Source organism: Clostridium cellulovorans 743B, from assembly GCF_000145275.1.
GTDB classification, from domain to species: Bacteria; Bacillota; Clostridia; order Clostridiales; family Clostridiaceae; genus Clostridium_K; species Clostridium_K cellulovorans.
Map to the genome: position 1 here is coordinate 375,921 of NC_014393.1, position 18,964 is coordinate 394,884.

The following is an 18,964-nucleotide window of genomic DNA, read 5'->3' on the forward strand; positions in this document are numbered from 1 at the left end:
TTTATTCTTCCACCTTATAATCATCATAGATTTTATTGATCATTTCTATAAAATCATTCTTTGAGATATCACAGCAGATTCCTTCAGCAATTATTGGGTTTAATTCTTTTTCCATATTGATCAAGGTTTCTTTTTTATATCTCAGATTCTTAGTGTTAATCACAGCCCCTTTTCTTCTGTCTATGGTTAGAAAACCTTCTTGCTTTAGTATGTTATAAGCTTTATTTACTGTATGCATATTTATCCCAATATCACTAGCTAGTTGTCTTACCGATGGCAAAATTTCTCCTTCAGCAAGTTTACCAGAGGCAATTCCTCTTAGGATTTCATTTCTCAGTTGGGTGTAGATAGGTATATCGCTTTCAAAATTAATTTCTATTAGCATTGTTATCATCCTTAAGGTATTATAATTGTTATATATATTATATAACAGTCGAGAGATAATTCAAGACTTATATAGGATTTATTTTATTCAATTCAATATCGTGGGATCAAATGTTGGTTTTAATGGATACAAGTATATAATTGAAACATATATATGTTATTTAAAAATTTTATTAGGGATTCCTTAATACAGATATCCAAAGTGAAAACTTTAATTATTCGTAAATCTTTTTGTTGTGTCACTAAATCTTGAGGAAATAATTATAAAAAATTATTTCCTTGATTTCATTAAAAATAGGGAATAATCGATTTTTTCATCTTCTACGATTTTTTCGCCGTGGTAAAAGGTTTTTGATTCCACAGCTTTAAAACCAGCATCAATTAAAATATCTTTTAATTTTTCTTGGTTGAATCCGTTATGCCCATGAAAATCATCATGTCCTTTGTGGAAGCTACCGTCTTCTTCATCTAAATCTACAATGCACAAGTAACCATCCTCATTAAGCAATTTATAAAATGTATTTATAATTGATGAAGTATTTTCAATATGATGTAGCACCATAGAGGTATAGATAACATCAAATTTTATATCCAAGGAATTTTCATCAGTTATATCTAAATGAAGAGATTCCATGTTGCTTACTTTATATTCATCAATTTTAGCATTTAATACATCTATCATACCTTTTGAGGAATCTATAAGAGTGATTTTCTTAAATTTATCATAAAGGTTAAAGCTTATAAGGCCAGTCCCACACCCAAATTCCATAGCTGAAAGTTCTTTATTAGTAGCTAGTGAATTACCTATTTCTGTTGCAATTATTTTTGCTAACTTAATTCTTCTATCATTATCCCAAGTTTTTGCACGTTGATCAAAACTCATTTTAAGATACCTCCGATACATATACTATTTTGCAATTAAGATTTTATTGAGTAATTATGTAAGTATGGGCTTATTATAACACATAGAGTAAATTTAAATGAGGTAAATTGATTGAAAAACTAAAATATATCTTACAGTGTGTTAAAAGTTAATTTTCATTGTTATGGACCTAAGGAAAAACACTTAATAAACTAAGTCACAGCTGTTGTTATTATAGAGAATAGTTTTATCTGAATATAAGTATTAACAATGTAAACAATATGTTTATATAAAGTATAAAAAATTATATTTGTACGATTAGGAGAAGGGTTACTATGAAAATTCTAAGAAGAATAGTGGCTATTGTTATGGTTTTAATCATGGCGACATTCATATCATCAGGAAGCATATATGCAACAGTAAATATCAATCTTCAAAAACCTGTTAGAGTAGCTGCGTTATTTTTTGAATTTAATGACCCAAACTTAGCTTTAGTCAGAAAAAATTTGGAGGATATACAAGATAAGAATAAAGATAAAGTTGAATTTACTTTTTATAATGCTGAAAATAATGAGGCTATCCAAGATGCGACTATTAGTAAAGTAATCCGTGAGCGTACAGCAGATCTTTTAATGGTTAACTTAGTTAATAAAAGTGCGGAGTCTGTGAAAAAACTTATTGATGAGGCAAAGCGATACGGAATTCCAGTAGTTTTATTTAATTATTTACAACCTGAAACAGTTGATATTATTAAATCTTATAATAAAGCATTTGCGATAGGGCTGGATGAGCGGCAGGCTGGAATTTTACAAGGGCAGATAATTGTTGATATGTGGAATTCCAATAAAGCGAAAATAGATAAAAATAAGGATAATACTTTGCAGTATATTATGTTGCAAGCATCAAATGAAGCTGTTCCGTTGATAAGAACCAACTCTGCTATTGAAACAATTAATAATGCAGGAATAAAAACAAAACAACTTGCATTAGTAAATGCTAAGTGGGATAAAGAATTAGCTAGGGAAGCTATTAGTGCTTTGTTTTTAAGATATGCTAACTTAATTGAAGCTATAATTTCAAATAATGATGCTATGGCTATAGGTGCCATCGAGGCCTTGCAGAAATATGGATATAACACTGGAAATTCTTCAAGAAATATCTTAGTTGTCGGAATTGATGCAATACCAGAAGCACGAGAATTAGTTAACAAGGGTGTTATGACAGGTACTATTATTCAAGAACCACGGAACACAGCAGAAGCTCTTTATGATATAGGAATGAATTTGGTTACTAAGGGAAGTCATATTAATAATACAAATTATAAGTTAGCTGAAAATGGAGTTGAGGTTCTCTTACCCTTTGAAATATATAAAAAGAAGCAGGGTACTTTAAATGAACCCAACAAGCAATAAGAACTAGCTACACAGATTTTATATAATGATTTACTAGATATTCTATTATATAATATTATCTATAATTCAGTAAAAAATATAATCAATTATATAAGGTGGTGTAAACTTAGATGAGATTTTTTTTATCAAATGCTTCTTCTACGCTGTCAAATCTCTCTTGTGGAAACTTAATCAGTAAACAAGCCTTTCTTCATCACAGACGTAATTTCGATATGTATGTATTAATTATGGTAATTGAAGGAACTCTATATATGTCACAGAATGGGGAAAGATTTGAACTTGGACCAAAACAATATATTTTCTTAAAAGCAGGCGAAGAGCATTATGGATACAAACCATCTGATGGAAAATTATCTTATCTATGGGTTCATTTTAAGATGAATAATCATGTTACCGTAGTGTCAAAGGAAACATTTTTTAATGGTATGTTAGAGAATATAATTAGTGATAAAAATAACAGCTTTTACATTATGCCTGAGTCTGGTGAGATATCTCTCACGCAGAGGGCGCCTTTGTTATTTAATCAGCTATTAGATATAACTAGGCAGGAAATGATTTATTCAAACCAGATTATCGATTATGCACTTAGTTTATTAGTTATGGAAATATCACAGGAATTTATAGAAGTGTATTATAAAATCAAGCAAAATATCCCTCCCAATATAGCACGAATTATGGAATGGATAAAGGCAAATTATTATAAACCTATTACAATATCAGATATTGCTTATGAATTTGGTTATAATGCTGATTATTTATCTTCTTTATTCAGAAAGACTTCGGGAAGTACATTAATTAACTTTATCAATAAAACAAGAATAGATATATCAAAATCATTGATTACAAATTATGATATATCTATTAAAGAAGCTGCCTATTCTTGTGGGTTTACCGATGAGAAGTATTTTTTAAAAACATTTAAAAAATTTGAAGCCATGACACCATCACAATATAAGAAAGCTTTTACAAGAAAAATGATTAATTTATAAAAAATTATAATCGGAATTAGTCTAATGGGCACATCAGACCCCTTTAATATATAGAAATTTCCACCGTTTCTAGGAATTTATCTACCGACTTTTCTGAAATTAATTACTATAATAAGTTAGTAATTAAATATAAATCGTGAAAAGAGAGGCGGAAAAAATGCTAAAACCGATAAATACAAAAAATATTAAGCTTTTACCAAGTATATTCAAAGAAAGATATGATTTGAACCGTAATTATCTCATTAATGTAAAAAATCAAGGGTTATTACAAAATTTTTATTTAGAAGCAGGTATAATTTTACCTGGACTTCAGGTACTGCATAATCCTGATACTGATGAAATTCATTGGGGCTGGGATGCACCAACTTGCCAATTAAGGGGACACTTTTTAGGACATTGGCTATCTGCTGCTGCATCCATATTTGTCAGTGAGCAAGATCATGAGTTAAAAGCTAAGTTAGATAAAATAATAGATGAACTTATTAAATGTCAGGAATTAAATGGCGGTGAATGGATTGGACCGATACCCGAAAAATATTTTCAAAAGCTAGAAAATTCTCATCATGTATGGTCTCCTCAATATGTCATGCATAAAGTTCTTATGGGACTGATGAACTCTTATATCGATACTAACAGTGATAAAGCACTTGCGATTCTTGACAAGTTAAGTAATTGGTATATAAAGTGGACAGATGATATGTTGATAAAAAATCCACGTGCTATTTATGGTGGCGAGGAAGCAGGAATGCTAGAAGTATGGATTACCATGTATGAAATAACAGCGGAGGAAAAGTATCTAGAGCTTGCTAAAAAGTATAGTAATCCAAGAATTTTTAGAGATTTGGAAGCTGGTAGGGATACCTTAACTAACTGTCATGCAAATGCCAGTATTCCATGGTCCCATGGGGCAGCTAAGCTTTATGAGGTTACTGGTGATGAGAAATGGAGAAAAATCACAGAAGCATTTTGGAAGAATGCAGTGACAGATCGTGGTTATTACTGTAGTGGTGGACAAGGTGCTGGCGAATATTGGACGCCTCCTTTTAAACTTGGTCTCTTTTTAAGCGATTCAAATCAGGAATTTTGTACGGTTTATAATATGATAAGAACTGCATCCTATCTATATAAATGGACTGGAGATACTTCTTTTGCTGACTACATCGAACTCAATTTGTATAACGGTTTCCTCGCTCAGCAAAATAAGTACACAGGAATGCCTACTTACTTCCTTCCACTAGGAGCTGGAAGTAAGAAAAAGTGGGGAACGGAAACTCGCGATTTTTGGTGTTGTCATGGTACAATGGTTCAGGCTCAGACTCTATATAATTCATTGATTTATTTTGAAGACAAAGAAAGGCTTGTTGTGAGCCAATACATTCCTTCCGAATTAAAGTGGAACTATAATAATACAGATATTACTATTCAGCAGAGAGTAAATATGAAATATTATAATGACCTTGCTTTTTTTGATGAAAGAGATGAAAGTCAGATGTCACGTTGGTCACTGAAATTCCAAGTCGCTGCTGAGAAAAACGAAAGTTTTACTCTTTCGTTTAGAGTACCTAAATGGGTAAAGGAACTACCAAGCGTAACAATCAATAATGAAAAAATCGATGATTTAACCGTAGATGAGGGATACATCAATATAAAAAGAGAGTGGTCACAAGATGAAGTATTAATTTACTTTCCTTGTAGGCTAGAAATTTCTCCATTGCCGGATATGCCAGACACCTTTGCATTTATGGAAGGTCCGATTGTATTGGCGGGTATTTGTGATGAAGAAAGGAGATTGTACGGTGATGCCGATAAACCGAGCGAAATTTTGATGCCACAATACCAACACACATATGGAGTATTCCCTTGGAAACAGGGCATCTATAAGACAATCAATCAACCTGAAAATATAACTTTTATGCCACTGTATGAAATAACAGAAGAAAGATACACAGTATATTTTAATAGGGATAAAAGTTTATTATAAATTTCATACTTATAACTATCTTCGATGCTTTTTATTAACTGAAGATCCTAAAGTAAGGAGGCTACGTAAAAAAGGTGCTTGGCGTTTAGGATTTAAGCCTCCTTCACATATAGACATCACATATGCACTGCGTATATAATGGGTTGCTTTTAGGATTTAAGACCCTTTAACTGGTCAGCGTCGAGAGATGTTGGCTTTCTTTTTCTTAAACGTAGAGGTTAAAGCAATAGTAAGGCAATAATAATATTAGAGAGCAGATATCTAATGTCATTTTATTAAAAATCTAAAGTTTTTTATAAGTAGAGTTAGTATCTTTAAAACTTCTATGTTAGGTGTTATTAGTATTAATAGAAAAGTTTCTATAAATTAGGTCATAACGATTAATGAAACCAACGGATTCCCAAAACTTATTTCCTACAGTATTTTCTGCAAAAGCAACAAGGGCGACTTTTGTTATTTCTTCTTTTCTTAAAGCATCAAGAACAGCATTGACTAAAGATTTACCGATGCCCTTGTTTCGATAATCAACATTAACGGCTGTATGATAAATGTATGCTCTTCTTCCATCATGTCCACATAGTAGAACTCCAACTATCTTATCTCCCTCTTTTGCAATGAAGTTTGTATTAGGATTTCTTTTTAAAAACTTTTTGATTCCTTCAAAGGAGTCATCTAAACTACGCATACCCATTCCTTGAGTATTTGTCCATAATTCATGAACCTTATGGTAATCTTCAATTGACATTAATTTTATTTCCATGATTATCAACCTCCATAAAACAACAGTATATATAAATTTCGTTAGTGATATTACGCCAAGATTCTAGAGCAATATTGAAAAATTAATGTAATCTATCAAGAATCTTTATGGAAACATATCACTATTATACCATTGAGAGATTTTAAAAAGCACTACATATGAGATAAAATGAAAAATGTGTTAAAATAAGACAAGAACTCATGAAAGGCTCACGTATTTACATAGCTTCAATTTTAGTGAAAGGGGGAATTTTTATGAAAGTACAAAGTTTTAGGTTAGTCGAAAATATAGGAGGCGAACAACTTCTATAAAATAGAGATGGAGATAAAAATGGAGAATATAGTTTCAGATAGATTAATTATTAGAAGGTTTACAGAAAATGATTGGCAAGATTTATATGAGTATTTATCAGATGAAGAGGTGGTAAGATTTGAGCCCTATGATACTTATTCTGAGGAACAGGCTAAAGAAGAAGTAATTAACAGGGCAAGAAATGAAATTTTTTATGCAGTTACTTTAAAGGACAGTGGAAAAGTGATTGGAAATCTCACATTTATTAAGGGAGACTTCGATACTTATGAATTAGGCTACGTTTTTAATAGAAAATATCATGGAAAAGGTTATGCTACTGAAGGAGCAAAAACATTGATTGAATATGGATTTTCTAGTCTTGGTGCAAGACGTATTATTGCTATGTGCAGTTCAATGAATAAACCTTCTTGGAAATTACTTGAGCGGTTGAATATGAGACGTGAAGGCGTATTGCTGCAAAATGTCTATTTTAAGGTGGATAGTGATGGACAACCAATATGGTTTGATACTTATGAGTATGCAATATTAAAATCAGAATGGCATAAATTAAAATAAAATGTATGCTTCCTTCTAGGTAGACAAGTGAAATAATAAAAACTTGTTTGCTTGGAAGGTCGCGGTTCAAGTTTGAGAAATATATGAAAAAGGTATAAATGTATTGATACATAAAGAGGGAATGATTTCTATAATTAAACTACTTCAGCAAATATAAGACCTAAGGAGAAATTAATATGTTGGTTTTAAGTGTGGATAATCTAAAGAAAGTTTATACTAGCAAGAATAATGAAAATTCAACAAACGCATTAAATGGAGTTGATTTTAAAATAGAAGAAGGCGAATTTGTAGGCATAATGGGACCTTCTGGTAGTGGTAAAACTACATTATTAAACTTGCTTAGTGGTATTGATAGATTAAGTTCAGGGAAGATTGAAATCTTGGGTAAAGACGTAAAAAAGATGTCTAAGAATAATATGACTTTGTTTAGGCGTGAGCATTTAGGTTTTGTATTTCAAGATTTCAATTTGTTAGATAGTTTAACGATAGAAGAAAATATTATGCTGCCTTTGAGTTTAGATTATCATGAGCCAGAAGAAATGAAGGGAAAAATCGATGGTGTCATGGCTATGCTTGATATTGCAACAATAAAAGATAAATATCCATATTCAGTCTCAGGGGGACAACAACAACGAGCAGCTATTGGTAGGGCAATAATAAACAATCCTGATATTATATTTGCTGATGAACCTACGGGTAATTTAGATTGGAAGTCTTCAAATACTGTAATGGGATACTTTGAAAAGCTAAACATGATGAATAACAATACAATATTAGTTGTAACACATGATCCATTTACAGCTAGTTACTGCAATAGGATAATCTTTATTAAAGATGGGCTGATTCATTCAGAAGTTACTAGAGACAGCAAAGAGCGGACCCAATTCCTTAATGTAATATTAGAAAAACTCAATAGTATTGGAGATGAAAAAAAATGAACTTTAGAGAACTTTCATTAAAGATGGCTAAAGTTAACATAAGAAGATATGCTATATACTTTCTATGTAGTGGATTCATAACTATGCTGGTTTTTCTGTATTTAACTATGTATACAAATAAAGATTTTAATGATTCGTCAAAAGTAAATAGTATGATATCAAGTAACTTATTTGCTCCAACTTTGGCTTTGGGTATATTTTCAGTTGTTTTTATAGTTCACTTTCATAATTATTTTATTAAATCTAGAAAAAAGGATTTCTCACTTTTTATGACTTTGGGTTTGACTAATAATGATATAAGGAAAATTATAGTTTTAGAGAATATTTTAATCACAGCTGGTTCTATATTAGTGGGACTTGCTATGGGGACTTTGTTTTCAAAAATATTTTATTGTATTGTACTAAAGATAACTGATCTTAATATAGATTTCTCTATGAATCTTAAGAGTTATCTATATACAATAGTATTTTTAGGCAGTATTAATTTAATAATGATTTTAAAAAGCTGTGTATTCGTACCAGTATACCAAATTATAGAACTTTTAAAAGCTGAGCATAGAGCTGATTATAATTTTATGGATAAAAAAATCTTCAGAATTCTAGGAATCTCTCTTATTATTAGCTCAATTATTATTCAGTGGGTTGGAATAATTAATAAAAAAAGCTTTATTCCTATTTATGTAAATATGGTTATTAGTTTAATAGGTATATATTTATTTGTGGCAAACTTACATTTTTTTATAGACAAGTTTCTTAAGTTATTTAAACAGAAAACTGCTAATAATTTAGTATGGGTAAGCAATTTAAAATATTCCATAGGAAGCTCTAAGAATATTATTTTTTTATCTACATTGTTTCTTACTACAATAGTCTACTTTATGAGCTTTAGTTCTACCGGTACAGAGATATTACAGAAAAATATTTTTATAAGCAATCCATATGATTTAGCTTATGGAGAAGTATACAATAAAAATAAACTCTCAGAAGATAAATTAAAGAGTATACTTCAGGATAATAATGTTAAGATAGATTCAATAGATAATCTAGAATTTATTACCCAAGGAGCGATGACTATAATCTCTGATGAAAGGTTAAAGGAATCCCTTGGAATTGATTTAACTGTAGAAAAAGGACAATACACATATTTGCACCAAATTAATAAGAATGATGGTTATCTCCATAATAATCAAGAAGTCAAAAGTTATAAAATAAATGAAATTACATATACTTGCCAAGATAAAATTGATAAAATACTTTTTAATAATATACCTATCTTAAAGAATACTAACTATTTAATCTTTAGTGATGAGGATTACTTAAAAATAAAATCAACATCACCATTAAAGAACATAGGGAACATTAAGTTTATAAATTTTAATGATTGGAGTAAAACGGAGAAAGTAGTACAAGCTTTAATAAAGGAACTACAAGATTATAATAAGAAAAATACCAAACAGTTTTTTCAAAATGAAAAGGATGATATAAAAGTCTTTAAGCCTGTTTCTAAGATAGAGGATTTAACGTTATTAAAAGAATCTAGTAGGTTCTTAATGTTTATACTATGCTTCGTGTTTTCATTATTCTTTATGGCATCAAACTTAATGATACATTTCAAGTTATTATTAGAAGAACAGCGAGAAAAGGTCAAATATCAAAAGTTGTACAAGATTGGATTTACAGAAAGAGACTTGTCATCAAATATTTCAAAAGAATTGATGGTGTTATTTTTAGTCCCTTGTTTTCTAGGAATATATTTAGGGGGCTATTATATATGTTTTAAGTTATCTTCAATTGGGTTTAATAATAGCTATGGCATAAAATATTCAATGTTCACGGGATGTATTTATATTTTATTAGAGCTGTTATTCTATTTGGCTTATAGAAGGTATTATATTAAAAAAATTTTATCATAGTAATTCTTTAACAAAGCCTAATTTTAAGCTATTCTTTGCGATAGTTACCTTAGAATTAGGCTTTGTTAAAATAGGTTCATTTGTAACATTTTAATCCACAGTATGATATGTAACTCATAAAATTCTCTCCTTCATAGAGTTTATTTTTATTAACAACTATAACTTCTTCAATTTCTCCAGAATCGATGACAATTGATTGTCCAGTATCAGCAGTGTTCAATGCTCCTTTTTAATGGCAAACATTCCTTGCTACATTCATTAACAACTGTATGTGCAGTTATATAATCTATACCTGCCATTTCAAGAACTAGGGCAGAAACTTGATTTTCCATGGAACTATGAGGTGTTTCACCATGTATGTTATAAGGGTATGGCGATGGATAGAGAGAGGCAAGCTGATGTATTGGTTCAACTAGTGGTTCTATAGAAAGACAACTACTATTAGCATCAAATGGAGGACTTTTAATTGAAGTTATACACAGCTTTAAGTTTTTATATGGTTGACTTGTGGATAGTATTGGGTTGCCGTTACCTCCAACTGCCAAGCTTTGGCCAGTACCAAGGGATATTTAAATCTATAGCTGTAACTGGAATTTTATTTGTAAAGTTGAATGTATTAGTCATGGTTCACCTTCTTTTGTATAGTATGTTGTTAATAAAAACAGTTTTAAAATAGTATAAATCAAAAAGTGTATTACTAGATTCTTTAAAAATAGACACAGCAAAGGCTAAGTCTTTTCAACTTGTACAAAATTAGAAATTGTAGGTGCTGATATTTAAAAATTTAAATATCAGCACCTAAGTTTTTCAAAACTTCTACTAAGCATTGATAATATTCTTTATGTCTTATTTGATGATTTATGAAAGAAGTTTTTATGCCGTAGTCACGTAGTTTATCTATCCAAGCTAATGCAACTTCTTTACAAACATTTTTATGTAATAATCCGTAATATAAATAAGCTAGTTCATTACTAACATTGGTATTAAACACCGTTGGATCATCAGAGTTGACATTTAGCATTATTTTAGTATTTTTATCTTCTAATATGCTATTAATTATATAGGCATGGTGGTCAAATAAAGAATCCATTTCTCCAATTACTGCGTTAGAAGTTGGGTTTACTTCCACTACTATGCCTTTAGTAGCTACTTTTTTTCTGATTATTTCTTGTATCTTCACAATCATGCCACAATCTATATCTGTAACAGCTACTTGAATAGGTTCATAGAGTTTTTTTAGGTAGCATTTGCAGTGATATACATGATTCAATTTATCTGCATTCCATATTTTTGTATCAGCATCGGCTGCTCTTATACAAAAAATTTCTGGTTTATCTAAATAGTTATCAGTTTTGTACCTCTCATTTACTTCAAATTTCCTAAAGCGATTCTCATAAGCTTTAAATAGCATTGGAGTAGTGATGCCGTTCATATTTTCATACACTTCAGAAGCGTAAGTATAAATTTGATTTTCAAGGTAGATATTTATTTTAGGATCGTAATCTTTTTCGTTTGCATATATACCCCAAACCCATAGGAGGTTGTCTAAATATTCACCTCTAGGCAAAATCACAACAGGATTTGCTCGTTTCCAATATTCAGCGTCAACACCAAGGGCTATTCCGTGACCAATCCTATCACCAGCATGAAATTTGCAAAATTCTATAACTTCATCAATCCTTCTAAGTCCAGATAATAGGTGCCTAAAGTCTTCCCCCGCATGGAAAGTAAAAGCGAGGCTTTTATTTTTTATCAACTTACCATCTTTATTTTTAGATTTCAACGTTTGTCCATTGCTACCTCTAGCTTTATCAAAGACAGGAGCAAATACGGAAATAGGAGTATCATTTTCTCCGCTGGCAGCATCTAAGCCTAAAATAAATTGAGATAAATGTGGAATTTCATTTCTTAAGTTTACTAAAGTTTGAATTTGAGACATATACTTTTCTTGTAAGATACCAAAGTATAATTCACCAGCAGTGCTCTGGGTATCTTTATTATGTAAATGCCAACATTTCTCTTCAGATCGTATATCTTCCTCTTTTAAAAGATGTATCACCAAACCAAATAGAGGAAAAGCATTTTCACCTATTTTACTATATTCTTTATCGAGAATTTCATTAGTCTTATGAAGAAAATCCTCATCAATAACTTCTTTATATGCTGAAAGAATATTTATAAGGTCTTTTCTAAAAGATTTAGTGTTTATTGAAGTACGAAGTTCAAGTTTTTTTAGAAAATTATCTTGAAACATAGTCCTAAAAAGTGTCTTATAGTAATACTTAGTATCGGTATAAGCGATTGATTTACTTGCCTTATGATAGTATTTTTTAAAATAATCCAAACCTTTTACTGTAGCACCATTTTGAACTATATGATTAAAGAAATTAGTCCTTATTCTTAAATAGTTCAAAAATAGCTGAGAAAACATCGTATCACTTTTTTCTTCTTTAATATATTTTAGAGCATAGAATATAAACACATTCTCGCCATAAGTTTTTACGCATTGTGCTCTGTGAAAAATATCAAAGACAAAATCTTCGCTGTTTTCTTCCATATCAATAGAATATCTTTTAATTAGGATATCCCAGAGATTTTTATAAGTGCTAAAGTCTGTTTCATCACTGCTAATAATGCTCTTATTCTTAATCCATTTAGAAATATCCTCACCGTAGGAAAGTAAAGTGATAAAGTCATAAATGAGTTTTTCATCAGAAGAATTATTAAAATAAGATTCTTTCAGTGATTCATTATTAACTCCGTCAGAATCTTCTTGGGGGAAACAGGTTTTATGATTAAATTCAGAAATCCAATCCTCAAAGCGCTTGTTACATTCGCAGCTACTACTATATTTTCCAAAAAGAAAAATACAAAGTGTGAGTCTAAGAATTATAGCTGAAAGTACATACTCTACAAGGCTTGACGGTATCCCCATATGACTTATATATGATACATCTCCACGGAAAAATATATTCATTATAATATTCCAAGAAATTGCGAAGTTAAAACAAGCCCCAGCATGAAGATGATTTTCTGCAACACCACTAACTAAAGTATCTTCAAGTTGCATATCTGCAAGCATGATGCTTGAGTAAAATCCATCCAATTGATCAATATCATCCATATCATTCTCTAATAAATAATTTATAGCAACTATGTCTAAAGGCATCATTCTAGATAAACTATTTAAAATTATAATTTTCTGAGAGGTATCATATGGTCCAAAGATTTCTTTATCATTTTTATTATTCCAATATTTAAAAGTTATCTTTCCATCTCTATGAGAAATCAAAGAGGTGGAAAGTTTGTTTATCGTATCGAAGTATTTGCACATAACATAGCTTTTATCGAATTCCTTATGTTCAAAGATAAAAGGATAATGCTTTTGTAGTGTTAGTTTAACTTCATCGATGTTGTGTGGCTTAAAGTCTAAATTTAGGTTGTCCCACAAATGGTCTACAACTGTTTTGTTGCTTGGGTTATTTTTGTTTGATGATAAGGCTATGTCTAAAAACAAATCTTTTTTATATAGGCTTAAGCTCCTAAGGGGAAATATAAGTATTGCAAGTGAGGTTTCTATTTTTCTTAGCATGGATGCACCTCTTAATTATTCTTCATCAGAATCGATTTTTAATCTTTCGTAGATTGCATTTTCAGATTTATTTTGTTTTTCTCTATTGGATTCTATTAGTTGTTTTATATATATTTTAGCTTCTTGAAGTTTAGTTAAGTCAAGTATTTCTGGCCTGGATTGTTGGATAAATAAGCTATAGGCTCTAATAGCCCATTTTTCATCATCAGTAAAGAATTTCTCTTCTTTCAAGGGTGATGATGTAAATTCTATTTTAAAATCATTTTCTAAGGAAGTTATCAAGTTATTTAGTATATCTTTTATATCAATACTTTGAATTTTATGCGCATAAAGTAGTTTTTTTAAATCATCAACAACATTAAAGTATAAATCTAAGTTTATAATTTTAATAGGCATTTCATTATCCTCATGTGATGAGGTTCCCATTTCAGTAAATGAATTGAACCTAGAAAATAATTTTGTTTTTAGGTTTTCTATATGAATTTTAATAGTGGAATCACTAGTATCCACAGCAAACAAGGTTTGTAACTTTTCTGTTGAAGAACTTATGTCAATCATTAAGTTGCTATAGTTATTATATCTTGTTAAAATTTGGTTGATAAAGTGACGAGAAAAGCTGCTATAAATTGAGCTTTGGATAGTAGTGTCTATGTTTAAGTAAGTATTTTCATTTTCTAAGTGTTTATTATGAATATTGTACAATAAATTTGAAGTTGTAGATAAATCTGAAGGTGAATTAATATGCAAATTATCTTTGTAGTTTTTCAGCAATTCTCCTAAATAGAAAGTTAAATTTTCTGAAGAAATTAAAATAGGTTTACTATTTTCAGTACATGCATTTTTGAAAGCTAATTTCATAATTCTAAAGAAATTATAAATTCCTGTGTGAAGTGTGTTGTAGGAATTACCAAATGAGTTGCTTATGAAATTATCAAAAATAGAATAAAATATTATGCTTACATATGTAGTATCATCTGTTTCATATGTTTTGGACAGAATGAAATCCTTGATAGAATTTAGATTAATATTCTTTTTTTTCTTTCTAACTTTTAAAAATTCATAAAATTTTATATATGAAGAATTAAGCCCAAACTCATTATTATAAATGTTTATATTGCTAAATGTAGAAAGAAGAAATTCTGAATCAAAGAAAAACTTATATATATTTTGACTTACACCCAAGTTATTTTCACTCAGTAAAGCAAATATGAAATGCTTATATGAAATATTTGGAATATATAGAACAGCTGGACATACTTGTGAAATATTTGGATTATAAGGATATACTTCACTTAGGTCTTGATCATTAATAAGTATATACAAAGAAAATTTCAATGAATTTTTTCTTTCTTCTTTTATATGTTGAATATTAGGTAAAAGTAAAGTTATAAAATAGCAAAGATAAAAAAGCGAATATTTTGTTCGTTTATTATATAACATTGAAGAGTTATCAGCCATTGGCTGAATTAATAGATTTAGTTGATAAAAGTCAATTTTACTTTGTTCTTCAGTTGAACTCCACAAAATATAATTCTGAAGAATATCATTTTTATGAGGTGATAACAAATTAGAAGAATCTATAATTACATCAATTAAGTTTTTGACATCTACAAAGAATAAACTTGTTGGTTCTTCATTATTATATGATGAAATTTTAACATAGTCAGTTCTATGTAGCCTATCTAGGATAAGGTATACATTCACAAGACCTCTCGAAGTAATATCAAACATATTATATGCTGGATAAAAGTATTCAGGATTTTCTTCATCACTTTCTTTTTCAAACCCAAAAATATTCTCAATTTTACAAACATCTGAATTAGGATTATATAGTTTACTACTAATTTCGAGTAATGATTTTAATAATCCATATAGAGTTTTTTGTTTTTCTTCTATCTTATTTTTATTACTAAATTTATAAGTAGGCTTAAGTGCTAAGTCCCAATAATTCACATAATGTCTGTAAGCATTAGGAAAAACCTTTTTCATATATTCATAAGCCAGAACTTGCTTACTTTGAAGAATAGGTCTTTTTTCTATTATATGTTCAGTAAGGTTTATATTAGCTACTGATAAATTTTCTTTCTTAAGTAAAGAAACAGTAAAAGCCTCTGTGAATGTGTCGTAATCCCCAGAAACAAAGCAAACTATATTTGGATGAGCAGCATATTTTAATATAGCTTCAATAATTTCATGGCATTTAGATGTATTTAAATCCACATCATCTATAAAAATAAATATTAGAGGTTCTTTTTCATTTTTTTCATTTAAACATCCATTAATTAGTGATTTTTTTACTTTTACAAATTCATTTATAAACTGAGCAAATTTCTTAGAGAACTCCATATCAGCATTAAATATATAAGAAGTCTTTTTTACATAAGAATTCATATCTGTATATGAATTTGTTAGTAATGTCCTATAATCTTTTTCTGTATAACAGTAAGCTTCTATTAGGTCATTATATATTTTTTGAAGAGGATTACTTTCTTTAAAACGACAGTCGCTAAAAAATTGATTTTTTATTTCAAAAGGTAAGATACATGGATTTTCTTCAATCTCTCTTTTTAAGTTATCAAGTTCTTGCTTAAATAATCCAAGAATACAGCCAATTATTTTACCTTCTGGTCCAATATTATCAGGTTCAAGGATATCTAGGATAATATTCTCTTTATCTTTTTTTAATTTTTCTATAAGAGTATACATAGTAGAGGTTTTTCCAGTACCTCTATTTCCAAATAAGGCAAGGGTATTATTATATTTCTTATTTGTAGTTATATATTTTTTGTCAACGTTTTTTGCTTCTCTTCGTATGTCTTCTATTCTGTCGCAGAGTGCATCATAGGTAGGAACGATAGATTTGACTTCTTCCTTACTAAGCGGTCTTGCACCTATAAAAATACTCTTATCGTCATCTTCTCTCATGGATTTTTCTCCTTTTTATAACAGATTATCTTAAAATATTATAACATTTTTTCTATAATAATGAAGGAATAAATACAATAAATAGAAATTTAGTAATAATAGGAATGATTAAAATTATTAATGTACTCATACGAATTTTTCTCTCAAAATAAGATTGTTATAAAGCCAATTGGATAAGATATAAAAGTAATGGAAAAATAACAAATAAATAAATCCAATACTGTATATAATAGTTTATGTAAAAACTTTAACAATAGATGAGCAGAGTTTGTACGTGCGAGTATACTAATTATCAATACGTATAACCTTGAACATAAGAAATGTAGAGTTGCCAATAATGTTCCTATATTAAATCTACATACAGTTGCTAAGAAAATATAGGTTCTTAATCGGAACATCTATAAATTATTTTATAACAAATTTTCATAACCATAAAATCGAGAGGATGGATATGTACTATGTTAGAGACTGAAACAGAGGTTATTACCATATCAAAGGTTGAAGTTAAGCTTGGAGATAATGTTATTTTAAAGGATATAGATCTAAATATCAGAAAAGGCGAAATAGTTGGCTTCTTGGGACCATCTGGTTCAGGAAAGACAACCTTGGTTAAAGCTATAATTGGTATGAATAAAGCAAGTGGTGGGAATATAGAAGTACTTGGAGTAAGGATGCCATCTCTAGAAATAGCTACAAAAATAGGGTATATGGCACAAAGCGATGCTTTATATGAAGATCTTAATGCCATGGGAAATCTTATTTTCTTTGCAGAATTATATGGTGTTAAAAGAAAAGAAGCAAAGATTAGAGCAGAAGAGGTTTTAGCTTTAGTAGGTCTTTCAGAGTATGCTAAAAAGGCAGTAAGATATTTTTCTGGTGGAATGAAAAGAAGGTTATCTCTAGCTATAGCCTTGATGCACAAACCACAAATTTTAATTCTAGATGAGCCTACAGTAGGAATTGATCCAGTCCTTAGAAAAAGTTTCTGGAATGAGTTTGAGAAAATAAGAGCTGCTGGAGGAACTATAATTGTCACTACTCATGTAATGGATGAAGCTTATAAATGTGATAGATTGGCGTTAATAAGAGAAGGGGAAATCATAGCTGAAGGAAGTCCAGAAGAAATTATCAAGGCAACTGGTGCTAGGAATATAGAAGAAGCCTTCTTATGCTACAGTGGGGTAAAGGAGGAAGCAGAGGCGTGAGGACATTAACTATAGCAAAAAGAGTTGTAAAACAGTTGGTTGGAGATAAAAGATCTTTAGGTCTTTTATTCATTGCACCAGTTTTTGTACTATTTTTGCTTAATATAATTTTAAACTCAACCATAGACAAGGCAAATTTAGTGTTACTTAATAGTGATAATATGCCTAAGCAATTAATTGAGGCCTTTGAAAAAGAAGCAAATATACAGTTGTCAGAGGAGAAGTCTGATACGTTAGAACAGTTAAAAAGTAGAGAGATAGACGGAGTTATAGAGTTTAAGGATAATAAAATAATAATCAATCTTGAAGGGTCCCAGACTTATGTTACTGCAGCAGTTACTAAATCAGTTAGTACTGCTATTAGCCAGTTTACAAAGGATAATTTAGAATCTAAGCCACAACTTAAACAGCTTGGGGTTAAACCACTAGAGAAGGAACTGAATTTTCTAAACGGTTCAGAGGATATGACTTCCTTTGATGGAATAGCTCCAATGATGATGGGATTTTTTATTTTCTTCTTTGTTTTTCTCTTAGCTGGAGTATCTTTCCTAAGAGAAAGAATAAGTGGAACCTTGGATAGATTATTAGCGACACCGATAAAACGTATGGAAATTGTTCTAGGATATTTCTTTGGTTTTGGCTTATTTGTAACCTTGCAAACTATAGTTATACAAGTATTTATGGTTTATGGACTAAAGATAGAGATAAAGGGAAATCCTTTTATAGTTCTATTGATAAATATATTGTTAGCAGCAGGCTCATTAGCCTTAGGAACATTACTTTCAGCTTTTGCTAAAAATGAATTTCAACTGTTTCAATTTATTCCTTTGATAATCGTACCGCAGATTTTGTTTAGTGGTTTATTTTCTTTAAGAGAAGCACCAATTTGGGTTCTAATGTTATCAAAGATTTTCCCATTAACCTATGGAGCGAGGGCTCTTAGTTCTGTAGTATTGAGAGGTGAAGGTTTAAGTGTTGTAGTTGTTGATATAATTGTTTTAACAGGTTATGCAGTATTGTTTATAATTTTAAACTCTCTTGCTTTAAAGAAGTACAGAAGTTTATAAAATGGGACATGCAATAATAGGGTATAGAGTGATACAAAGGCTGTATTACTCTATACCCTATTTATTGTT

The 18,964-nt window shown here is 29.8% G+C and carries 15 protein-coding genes; 8 read left to right on the plus strand and 7 right to left on the minus strand.

The features are described 5' to 3' along the window. Position 1: 1 nt before the first annotated feature. The gene (locus CLOCEL_RS01585; protein ID WP_010075162.1) at positions 2-385 is read right to left on the minus strand and encodes a GntR family transcriptional regulator; all 384 of its coding nucleotides are present in this window, start codon (positions 383-385) and stop codon (positions 2-4) included. Positions 386-655: 270 nt separating this feature from the next. Beyond that, positions 656-1,267: a class I SAM-dependent DNA methyltransferase gene (locus CLOCEL_RS01590; protein WP_010075161.1), complete on the minus strand. Its 612-nt coding sequence runs from the start codon at positions 1,265-1,267 to the stop codon at positions 656-658. 314 nt (positions 1,268-1,581) lie between these two features. On the opposite strand from CLOCEL_RS01590, the gene CLOCEL_RS01595 reads away from it, so the two are divergent. From CLOCEL_RS01595 to CLOCEL_RS01605, 3 genes are all read left to right on the plus strand, one after another. After that, complete coding sequence (locus CLOCEL_RS01595; RefSeq protein WP_010075160.1) at positions 1,582-2,658, plus strand: galactose ABC transporter substrate-binding protein; 1,077 nt, start codon at positions 1,582-1,584, stop codon at positions 2,656-2,658. Positions 2,659-2,768: 110 nt separating this feature from the next. Next, complete coding sequence (locus tag CLOCEL_RS01600; RefSeq protein WP_010075159.1) at positions 2,769-3,647, plus strand: AraC family transcriptional regulator; 879 nt, start codon at positions 2,769-2,771, stop codon at positions 3,645-3,647. A 157-nt stretch (positions 3,648-3,804) separates the two neighbouring features. Further along, on the plus strand, positions 3,805-5,628 hold the full coding sequence (locus tag CLOCEL_RS01605) for a beta-L-arabinofuranosidase domain-containing protein (RefSeq protein WP_010075158.1): 1,824 nt from the start codon (positions 3,805-3,807) through the stop codon (positions 5,626-5,628). A gap of 328 nt (positions 5,629-5,956) precedes the next feature. Here the strand turns inward: CLOCEL_RS01605 and CLOCEL_RS01610 are convergent, their stop codons facing one another. Beyond that, positions 5,957-6,388 (minus strand): GNAT family N-acetyltransferase, encoded by a 432-nt coding sequence (locus tag CLOCEL_RS01610; RefSeq protein ID WP_010075157.1) that lies wholly within the window; start codon positions 6,386-6,388, stop codon positions 5,957-5,959. A 330-nt stretch (positions 6,389-6,718) separates the two neighbouring features. Here CLOCEL_RS01610 and CLOCEL_RS01615 point away from each other — a divergent pair, with 330 nt between their 5' ends. From CLOCEL_RS01615 to CLOCEL_RS01625, 3 genes are all read left to right on the plus strand, one after another. Beyond that, positions 6,719-7,255: a GNAT family N-acetyltransferase gene (locus tag CLOCEL_RS01615; RefSeq protein WP_010075156.1), complete on the plus strand. Its 537-nt coding sequence runs from the start codon at positions 6,719-6,721 to the stop codon at positions 7,253-7,255. A gap of 176 nt (positions 7,256-7,431) precedes the next feature. Continuing rightward, complete coding sequence (locus tag CLOCEL_RS01620; RefSeq protein ID WP_010075155.1) at positions 7,432-8,193, plus strand: ABC transporter ATP-binding protein; 762 nt, start codon at positions 7,432-7,434, stop codon at positions 8,191-8,193. Then, a complete protein-coding gene (locus CLOCEL_RS01625) occupies positions 8,190-10,106 on the plus strand; it encodes an FtsX-like permease family protein (protein WP_010075154.1) in 1,917 nt (638 codons plus the stop codon). Before CLOCEL_RS01620 ends, CLOCEL_RS01625 begins: the two co-directional genes overlap by 4 nt. 76 nt (positions 10,107-10,182) lie before the next feature. Here the strand turns inward: CLOCEL_RS01625 and CLOCEL_RS22660 are convergent, their stop codons facing one another. The 4 genes from CLOCEL_RS22660 to CLOCEL_RS01640 form a co-directional block, all read right to left on the minus strand. Beyond that, entirely contained in the window at positions 10,183-10,326 is a 144-nt protein-coding gene (locus CLOCEL_RS22660) for a hypothetical protein (RefSeq protein WP_010075153.1), read from the minus strand. Beyond that, positions 10,313-10,651, minus strand: coding sequence for a hypothetical protein (locus CLOCEL_RS01630; RefSeq protein WP_010075152.1), 339 nt, complete (start codon positions 10,649-10,651; stop codon positions 10,313-10,315). The genes CLOCEL_RS22660 and CLOCEL_RS01630 overlap by 14 nt, the downstream gene beginning before the upstream one ends. Before the next feature lie 239 nt (positions 10,652-10,890). Further along, positions 10,891-13,698 carry an amidohydrolase family protein gene (locus tag CLOCEL_RS01635; protein WP_010075151.1) on the minus strand — a complete coding sequence of 936 codons (2,808 nt, stop codon included), beginning with the start codon at positions 13,696-13,698 and terminating at the stop codon, positions 10,891-10,893. Between the two features lie 15 nt (positions 13,699-13,713). Beyond that, complete coding sequence (locus CLOCEL_RS01640) at positions 13,714-16,623, minus strand: hypothetical protein (RefSeq protein WP_010075150.1); 2,910 nt, start codon at positions 16,621-16,623, stop codon at positions 13,714-13,716. Positions 16,624-17,081: 458 nt separating this feature from the next. Between CLOCEL_RS01640 and CLOCEL_RS01645 the strand changes: the two genes are divergently transcribed. Next, the gene (locus CLOCEL_RS01645) at positions 17,082-17,828 is read left to right on the plus strand and encodes an ABC transporter ATP-binding protein (RefSeq protein ID WP_010075149.1); all 747 of its coding nucleotides are present in this window, start codon (positions 17,082-17,084) and stop codon (positions 17,826-17,828) included. After that, positions 17,825-18,895: an ABC transporter permease gene (locus tag CLOCEL_RS01650; RefSeq protein WP_010075148.1), complete on the plus strand. Its 1,071-nt coding sequence runs from the start codon at positions 17,825-17,827 to the stop codon at positions 18,893-18,895. Before CLOCEL_RS01645 ends, CLOCEL_RS01650 begins: the two co-directional genes overlap by 4 nt. Positions 18,896-18,964: the final 69 nt, after the last annotated feature.

Bases quoted from the DNA above. Each gene is read 5' to 3' on its own strand.
- CLOCEL_RS01585 (WP_010075162.1), bottom strand. From the start codon at position 385: ATGCTAATAGAAATTAATTTTGAAAGCGATATACCTATCTACACCCAA.
- CLOCEL_RS01590 (WP_010075161.1), bottom strand. From the start codon at position 1,267: ATGAGTTTTGATCAACGTGCAAAAACTTGGGATAATGATAGAAGAATT.
- CLOCEL_RS01595 (WP_010075160.1), top strand. From the start codon at position 1,582: ATGAAAATTCTAAGAAGAATAGTGGCTATTGTTATGGTTTTAATCATG.
- CLOCEL_RS01600 (WP_010075159.1), top strand. From the start codon at position 2,769: ATGAGATTTTTTTTATCAAATGCTTCTTCTACGCTGTCAAATCTCTCT.
- CLOCEL_RS01605 (WP_010075158.1), top strand. From the start codon at position 3,805: ATGCTAAAACCGATAAATACAAAAAATATTAAGCTTTTACCAAGTATA.
- CLOCEL_RS01610 (WP_010075157.1), bottom strand. From the start codon at position 6,388: ATGGAAATAAAATTAATGTCAATTGAAGATTACCATAAGGTTCATGAA.
- CLOCEL_RS01615 (WP_010075156.1), top strand. From the start codon at position 6,719: ATGGAGAATATAGTTTCAGATAGATTAATTATTAGAAGGTTTACAGAA.
- CLOCEL_RS01620 (WP_010075155.1), top strand. From the start codon at position 7,432: ATGTTGGTTTTAAGTGTGGATAATCTAAAGAAAGTTTATACTAGCAAG.
- CLOCEL_RS01625 (WP_010075154.1), top strand. From the start codon at position 8,190: ATGAACTTTAGAGAACTTTCATTAAAGATGGCTAAAGTTAACATAAGA.
- CLOCEL_RS01635 (WP_010075151.1), bottom strand. From the start codon at position 13,698: ATGCTAAGAAAAATAGAAACCTCACTTGCAATACTTATATTTCCCCTT.
- CLOCEL_RS01640 (WP_010075150.1), bottom strand. From the start codon at position 16,623: ATGAGAGAAGATGACGATAAGAGTATTTTTATAGGTGCAAGACCGCTT.
- CLOCEL_RS01645 (WP_010075149.1), top strand. From the start codon at position 17,082: ATGTTAGAGACTGAAACAGAGGTTATTACCATATCAAAGGTTGAAGTT.